Origin of the sequence: Bacillus nakamurai, from assembly GCF_001584325.1 — a bacterium.
Lineage (GTDB): Bacteria > Bacillota > Bacilli > Bacillales > Bacillaceae > Bacillus > Bacillus nakamurai.
In genome coordinates, this window is record NZ_LSAZ01000014.1 from 38745 (window position 1) to 45422 (window position 6678).

The 6678-nt window shown below is 46.6% G+C and carries 6 protein-coding genes; 5 read left to right on the top strand and 1 reads right to left on the bottom strand.

Annotated elements, in window-relative coordinates:
* Positions 1-44 precede the first annotated feature (44 nt).
* From AXI59_RS08570 to AXI59_RS08580, 3 genes are all read left to right on the top strand, one after another.
* A complete protein-coding gene (locus tag AXI59_RS08570; protein ID WP_061527940.1) occupies positions 45-977 on the top strand; it encodes an aldo/keto reductase in 933 nt (310 codons plus the stop codon).
* Positions 978-1055: 78 nt separating this feature from the next.
* A complete protein-coding gene (locus AXI59_RS08575) occupies positions 1056-2444 on the top strand; it encodes a YcdB/YcdC domain-containing protein (protein ID WP_061527941.1) in 1389 nt (462 codons plus the stop codon).
* Positions 2445-2641: 197 nt separating this feature from the next.
* Positions 2642-4000, top strand: coding sequence for a YcdB/YcdC domain-containing protein (locus AXI59_RS08580; protein ID WP_061527942.1), 1359 nt, complete (start codon positions 2642-2644; stop codon positions 3998-4000).
* Here AXI59_RS08580 and AXI59_RS08585 read toward each other — a convergent pair.
* Positions 3997-4500, bottom strand: coding sequence for a M15 family metallopeptidase (locus AXI59_RS08585; RefSeq protein ID WP_061519999.1), 504 nt, complete (start codon positions 4498-4500; stop codon positions 3997-3999). The genes AXI59_RS08580 and AXI59_RS08585 overlap by 4 nt on opposite strands.
* 108 nt (positions 4501-4608) lie before the next feature.
* Between AXI59_RS08585 and AXI59_RS08590 the strand changes: the two genes are divergently transcribed.
* Together AXI59_RS08590 and AXI59_RS08595 are read left to right on the top strand one after the other, a co-directional pair.
* Positions 4609-5730 (top strand): response regulator aspartate phosphatase, encoded by a 1122-nt coding sequence (locus AXI59_RS08590; protein WP_061527943.1) that lies wholly within the window; start codon positions 4609-4611, stop codon positions 5728-5730.
* Positions 5731-5846: 116 nt separating this feature from the next.
* Complete coding sequence (locus AXI59_RS08595) at positions 5847-6626, top strand: glucose 1-dehydrogenase (RefSeq protein WP_061527944.1); 780 nt, start codon at positions 5847-5849, stop codon at positions 6624-6626.
* The last annotated feature ends 52 nt before the right edge of the window (positions 6627-6678 follow it).

A 6678-nucleotide genomic window follows, 5' to 3' on the forward strand; every position in this document is an offset into this window, starting at 1 on the left:
TATCTAATAATAACAGGAGATGCTTTCAGGAAGGGGAATGAACAATGGAGCAGACACGTGCGTTAGGCAGGACAAATTTACGGGTAAAGCGAATCGGTTTTGGCGCGAATGCGGTCGGGGGACATAATCTGTTTCTGAATCTGAATGATGAGACGGGGAAAGATCTCGTCCGCACGGCTTTGGATGGCGGCGTGAATTTTATTGATACAGCTTTTATATACGGATTGGGGCGTTCTGAGGAGTTAATCGGAGAAGTCGTACAGGAACGCGGCGCCCGTGACAGGCTGGTTATCGCTTCAAAGGGTGCCCATAAAGAGGTCAACGGACAAATCGAGCTGGATAACAGCCGCGAATTTCTTCGGGGAGAGGTGGAAAAAAGCCTCAAGCGGCTGAAGACGGATGTAATTGATTTGTATTATGTTCACTTCCCTGACGGCAAAACACCGATGTCCGAGGTGGCGGGCACATTAAAAGAACTGAAGGATGAAGGGAAAATTAAAGCCATCGGCGCCTCCAACCTTGATTTTCAGCAATTGCAGGAGTTTAACGCCGACGGCTATTTAGAGGTCTTCCAATCCGAATACTCGCTGATTCAGCGCGATGCGGAAAAGGAACTGCTGCCTTACTGTGAAAAGAACGGCATTTCCTTTATCCCGTATTTCCCGCTCGCCTCCGGCTTACTGACGGGAAAATTCACAAAAGACGCGGCATTTGACGACATCCGAAAGGATAATCCGCAATTTCAGGGAGAAACGTTTCTTCAAAATCTGGAAAAAGTGGACAAGCTGAAAGCCGTCGCCGAAGAAAAAGGAACGCAAACGGCGCATATCGCCCTTGCCTGGCTGCTATCAAGGCCGGCGGTTGACGCAATCATTCCAGGCGCCAAACGCCCTGACCAGCTGAAGAACAACCTGCAGACGCTAGATGTTCAATTAACCGAGGACGAGGCTCAGTATATCAGTGACATCTTTAAGTAAGTCGAAAAAAAGGAAATAGCCCGCGCTATTTCCTTTCTTCTTAACGATTCATTTTTTCACGAATAAGGAAGTGTACATATGAAAAGGGAGAAATTAAAACAGGCTGCAGCCCGGATTGGAAATGTTCCGGCTCATTACCAAATGGATGCGGAGGATTATGAGGATGAACGTGCGCTGTTTTGGTGGAGTGATAAGGGTAATGAAGACAGCAGTATCATGGTTGAATTGGAGCTGAACGGTCAGTTGAAATCCTTGTCCCGTCCAGCTCCGCAAACCGACCAGGCTTCGCTTCCCTCAGAGGAAATAGAAAAGCGGATGCTCAGTTTTACAGACACGCATTATCCCGGAGCAGCTGCTGAATTTGTACGGGAGGAAAACAGGGCTGTATGTGAAGATAAAGTGAGATATTCATATGTTCAGATGGCCGACGGGCTGCCGCTGCCCTTCACCGGATTTTACATTCACCTCTCTCTTACAGGAGAGGTGATAGAGTTTTGCTATCATGGAAAGGCAGATGGACTGATGAGGCCCGGACAAATTGCGGACAAACAGGAGGCAATGGCTCATTTTGTAAAGGACATTGACGTTGAGCTTTTCTTTTCAGTACTCCATCGTTCAGTTTATGAGCAGGGAGATGATAAACCCCATCTCATTTATGAAACTGTATTGCCGAGCCTTCCTATTTCGGCCGATTTGAAAGAAGAAAAGAAAGAGTACGATGATATTGAAGACGATACGCCGCAGCGTTTTCCGCTTTCACCGCTTGAGGATATTACGGATCATATTGATGTGAATCATATGATCGGGCTGCATGCCGGCTTTCACAAAGTGAGAGAGTCAGATCTTGGGGACGGCAGGATCGGCATGGCCTGGCGCCATGAAGAAACAGAACCGGCCCGAGCCGATAAAAGCTTAATGAGTCTTTTTGAGCAGCGGACGAATCAAGTATTAAAAACAATCCATCACAAAAAATCCGGCAAGCTTGCCGGAGTGATGTCCTTTATGCGTGAAGAAGGCGCGCCGGTGCTTTCTGAAGCCGAATGTGAAAACATTGCGCTTCGATTTCTGTTTGCAATGTTTCCGGAAGCAGATGAGTTCTTTCAAATTCAATATGATGAACCGGACGATGAGCAGGAAAATGCGGGGTTTACCTTCAAGGCAGAGGCGGGCGGCGTTCCTATCCGCTTCGGGGAGTCGAGAATCTGCGTCAGTAAAAAGACGGGACGCATCAGTTTTTATATGCCTCCGGAAATAGACCCGGCAGAGCTTAGGCATATTGATCCGGTCCCTTCATTGACGAAGGAGGAGGCCAAGGCGGCGATTCTGGAAGCGATCCGGGTTGAACTGGCCTGGGACAGGCATGATGACGGCAGCGGACAGAATACGTATCGTCTCGTTTACAAGCCCATTTACCCTCACATTATAGAGGCTCATACAGGCAGAGCTATTATGAGTTCAATAGGCTGAAAGTCATGACTTTTCCCCTGCGGCATCAGGGGATGTATGAAATTTGAATCAGAAAATGCCGTCCTGAATCCGAAGCTTTTCCCGCTTTGCTAAAAATAGACACATAAAAGGACCTTTCTTCCCTTTAAAAAAAGAAGGGCGTTTTTATATAATAAAACACAGTTCTTTTTGTATACTCTTTTGAAAGGATGACTTCATTGCTGAAAGAACATCTGAGAAAAAAAGCGTTGGAGATCGGGAATATACCGCCGCATTATGAGCTTGAAATAGAAGATTATGACGAAAAACAAAAGGCGAAAGCCTATTTTATATGGAAAGACCCTTACCATTCAGACAAAACGGTAACAATTGAACTGGGAGAGGACGGATCTTTGCTTACGTATTCACGCACGGACTCCCCGAGTTCAGACATCCAGCTGTCAGACGCGGAATTAAAGCTGACGGCTCTTCGGTTTGCGGCCGAGCACCATCCGCTTACCTTTATGAACTTCACCTTTCAGGCGAGGGAAGAACGAAATGGGCGCATTCGTTTTATTTATTCAAAAAAAGTGCTTGATCGGCCGCTTCCCGATTCGGGTTTTTTCGTTGATGTAACGAACAGCGGCTTCGTCGTTCAATTTCTGTATTACGGAGATAAGGGAGAAGCGCTTATTCCTGAGCAGTTCGTCGATCAGGAGAAAGTCGTTTCCCACTATATGAGCGAGCTTACGTTTAAGCTCGTGTATGACGTTGTCAATTTTGAGAAAACGCCTCGCCTTGTCTATGAACCGATATTGCCCGCGTACAGTTATCCTGCCGGAGAGGACGACATCGTTCCGGATCAGCAGCTGTGCGATGAGAGGGCTGAAAAGGCGAAACCGCTGCCGGAGCTGCAAAAAAAGCGGGATAGGAACCTGTATGAAATGATGGGTTTTACCGCTGATATGATTCAAACGCGCGAGCGGGATCTCGGGGATGAAATCGGCACAACATGGCGGAAAGGATCAGTTCCGGAACGAAAAGATTTGAGCATTGAAAGTTATTTCGAAAGCAGCAACAAAAACACAATGAAGATGAAAACGGACAAAAAAACGGGGAAGATGACAGCCTTTAAATCTTTTATTGAGCATCAGGGCCCGGCTTTTTATTCTGAAGAAGAGTGTGAGGCCGTCGCGCTTCAATTTTTATATGCGCTCTATCCGAGGGCAGACGAGTTTTTTAAACTGAATCCGCTTCGGATTGACGGAAGGGGCAGGTACCGCTTCCATTTTTCTGTATGGCACCAAGGCATTCCGCTCCGATTTGGCGCTGCGCGAATTCTCGTCAGTCCTGTAACGGGACTTGTGGAAGCTTATATGGCGCCGGATATTGACCCGGAGCAATTAGAATCTATCAATCCGATACCGGCCGTTTCGCCAGAAGAAGCAAAAGCCGCGTTCTTATCTGACTTCCGCCTGCATCTGGAATGGCAGCACGATTTCACACCGGCCGGCGGACAAGGGTATAAGCTTGTCTACAGGCCCGTGTATCCTCCGTATATTGACGCACAAAAGCGGAAAAAGAAAAGGTTTTATTAGCTAGGGATCATTTGTAAATGAGGATAGTCTTTAAAGCCTCTCCAATCGCCTCCCCATTGAAAACCGAGCTTTTTGGCAATCGTCACGACCTCAAGCCAATCGGGCGTGCCGTTATGGTTGCCGTCGCACGTCATATCCCATAAAAGGCTTCCGTCCTTTTTCTGCAGGGCGAAGTCAATGGCAAGGCCGTAATTGTGATATGATTCCCCGCCTTTTGCGTAGGTGACAATATTCCCTTTTTTTGAGCGTCCTTGGCGGTACAATTCGTTTTGTTCCTCAATTGATCTGAAACCCTCTGTGATAACCACGGTTATGCCTTTTTTCGCAGCGGCGGTCTGCAATATCTCCGCATTCTGCTTAACGAGCGGATGAAGAGCGGCCGGAACGTCTCTTTCTTTTAACACAGTTTGAGGCCTCAGTTCCTTCTGCACATAGGAATAACAAAGGTCTGCGGAAAAGAAGAGCATCAGGAGTAAAGCTATTTTAACTGGTAATCTCATATGGAAGACTCTCTTTCTTAAGCGGTTAAAATCTGTGTTTGCTCTCTGTATTAAATTTGCTATGATAAAATATAACATAATTAGTAGCCAGAGGAAGGGGGCAGATGTATGAAATCCAAGATTCCATCTGAGGAAGTAGCGGTAAAGATGAATGAATGGTATAAGCTGATCCGCGCGTTTGAAGCTGATAAAGCCGAAACATTAAAGCGGGAGATCGAATATGAACTGGATGACATGGAAGAGAATCAGGATTTATTATTGTATTTTTCATTGATGGAATTCCGGCACCGCATCATGCTGGATAAATTAAAACCGATGAAAGAAAGCGACAGCCAGCCTCCGTTCTCTGATATGCTGACTGAGATTGAGATGAACCAGCAAAAGCTGACCGGCTTATTGGAATATTATTTTTACTATTTCAGGGGAATGTATGAATTTAAGCGAAAAAACTTCATCTCAGCGATTTCTCATTACAAGCATGCTGAAGAAAAACTTGAATATGTGGAAGATGACATAGAGAAGGCCGAATTTCTGTATAAAATTTCTGAAGTGTACTATCATATCAAGCAGACTTTTTTTTCTATGAATTATGCGGGGCAGGCGCTTGATATTTATAAGAAGTATGAATTATACGGAATGAGAAGGGTGCAGTGTAAATTCATCATTGCCGGAAATTTGATGGACGCCCAGCAGCATGAAAAAGCGCTGGAGTACCTCGAGTGCGCCTCAGAGCACGCGGAACGGCTTGATGATGATTATATGATCGCTGCGGCCCATTATAATATTGGGCACTGTATGTACAGTTTGGGTGACTTTTGCAAGGCGGCGGATTACTTTGAAAAAGCGGCCGCCGTTTTTGAAGCGCACAGCTTCCAGCAGGTCATCCAAGCTGTTTTTTCACTCACGCATATTTATTTTAAAGCGGAAAAGTACAGTGAAGCCGCTGCCAGCTATGAACGGGGCATGAAAAGCGCCGCCGAATGGGAAGATGACGTTTACTTGACGAAATTCCGCCTGATTAAGGAACTGTATGCTGGAGACGGCAGACTGGAATTGCTGAAAGAGTTGTTTGACAAATTGGAGTCAAAGCAGCTGTTGGCTGACACAGAGGAGCTGCTTCAGGACGCAGCCCATTTCTTTCATAAACGGGAAAGCTACAAAGCGGCATCTTATTTCTTCAGCAGGCTTGTGGATGTACAAAAGAGGCTGCAAATGAACAATTATGCGTAATGACAGGAAAGAACGCAGGGAGCCTCAGGCTTTCAGCGTTCTTTTTATGAGCCCATTTGTTTTCATGCCAAAAAAACCGGGTACATGGTCTGTATAAACGGCAGGGAGGAAAGACGATGTATCAGGATTTGCAAGGAAAGACAGCAATTGTAACGGGTTCTTCAAAAGGAATCGGAAAAGCCATCGCCGAACGCTTCGGCAAAGAAAAGATGAATGTTGTGGTGAATTACCGCAGCGATCCTGCCGGTGCAGAGGAAGCCGCAGGCACCATTAAGAAAGCGGGAGGCCGGGCGGTCACAGTAAAAGCCGACGTATCCACAGAGGAAGGAATTCAGGCGCTGTTTGACGCGGCCGCAGAGCATTTCGGTGATGTAGACGTTATGGTGAATAACTCCGGCTTTAACGGCGCTGAAGCGATGCCTCATGAAATGAGCCTGGAGGATTGGCAAAAGGTCATCGACGTCAACGTGACCGGCACCTTTCTTGGGGCAAAAGCCGCCCTCAAACATATGATGGAACGCAAGAAAAAAGGAACGGTCTTAAACATATCGAGCGTCCATCAGCAAATACCCCGGCCTGAAAACGTGCAGTACGCAGCGTCAAAAGGCGGAATAAAAATGATGACAGAAACAATGGCGCTTCATTACGCCGACAAAGGCATCCGGGTAAATGCCATTGCCCCTGGGACAATCGCCACGGAGTCAAACAAAGATCTTCAAGAAGAAAAACATAAACAAGCCCAGCTGAAAAAAATTCCGATGAACGCATTCGGAAAACAGGAGGAAGTCGCAGCCGCGGCCGCTTGGATGGTATCGGAAGAAGCGGGTTATATCACCGGAACGACACTTTTCGTAGACGGCGGCATGACGCTTTATCCGTCGCAGCTTGAAAGATAAAAGAGAAGGGAAACCTTCTCTCAGCTTGTAGAAAAAACCATGTTTTTTCTGC

What these genes read in the sequence shown, in the direction of transcription:
- AXI59_RS08570 (WP_061527940.1), top strand. Translation starts at nt 45, where the DNA reads ATGGAGCAGACACGTGCGTTAGGCAGGACAAATTTACGGGTAAAGCGA.
- AXI59_RS08585 (WP_061519999.1), bottom strand. Translation starts at nt 4,500, where the DNA reads ATGAGATTACCAGTTAAAATAGCTTTACTCCTGATGCTCTTCTTTTCC.
- AXI59_RS08590 (WP_061527943.1), top strand. Translation starts at nt 4,609, where the DNA reads ATGAAATCCAAGATTCCATCTGAGGAAGTAGCGGTAAAGATGAATGAA.
- AXI59_RS08595 (WP_061527944.1), top strand. Translation starts at nt 5,847, where the DNA reads ATGTATCAGGATTTGCAAGGAAAGACAGCAATTGTAACGGGTTCTTCA.
- AXI59_RS08575 (WP_061527941.1), top strand. Translation starts at nt 1,056, where the DNA reads ATGAAAAGGGAGAAATTAAAACAGGCTGCAGCCCGGATTGGAAATGTT.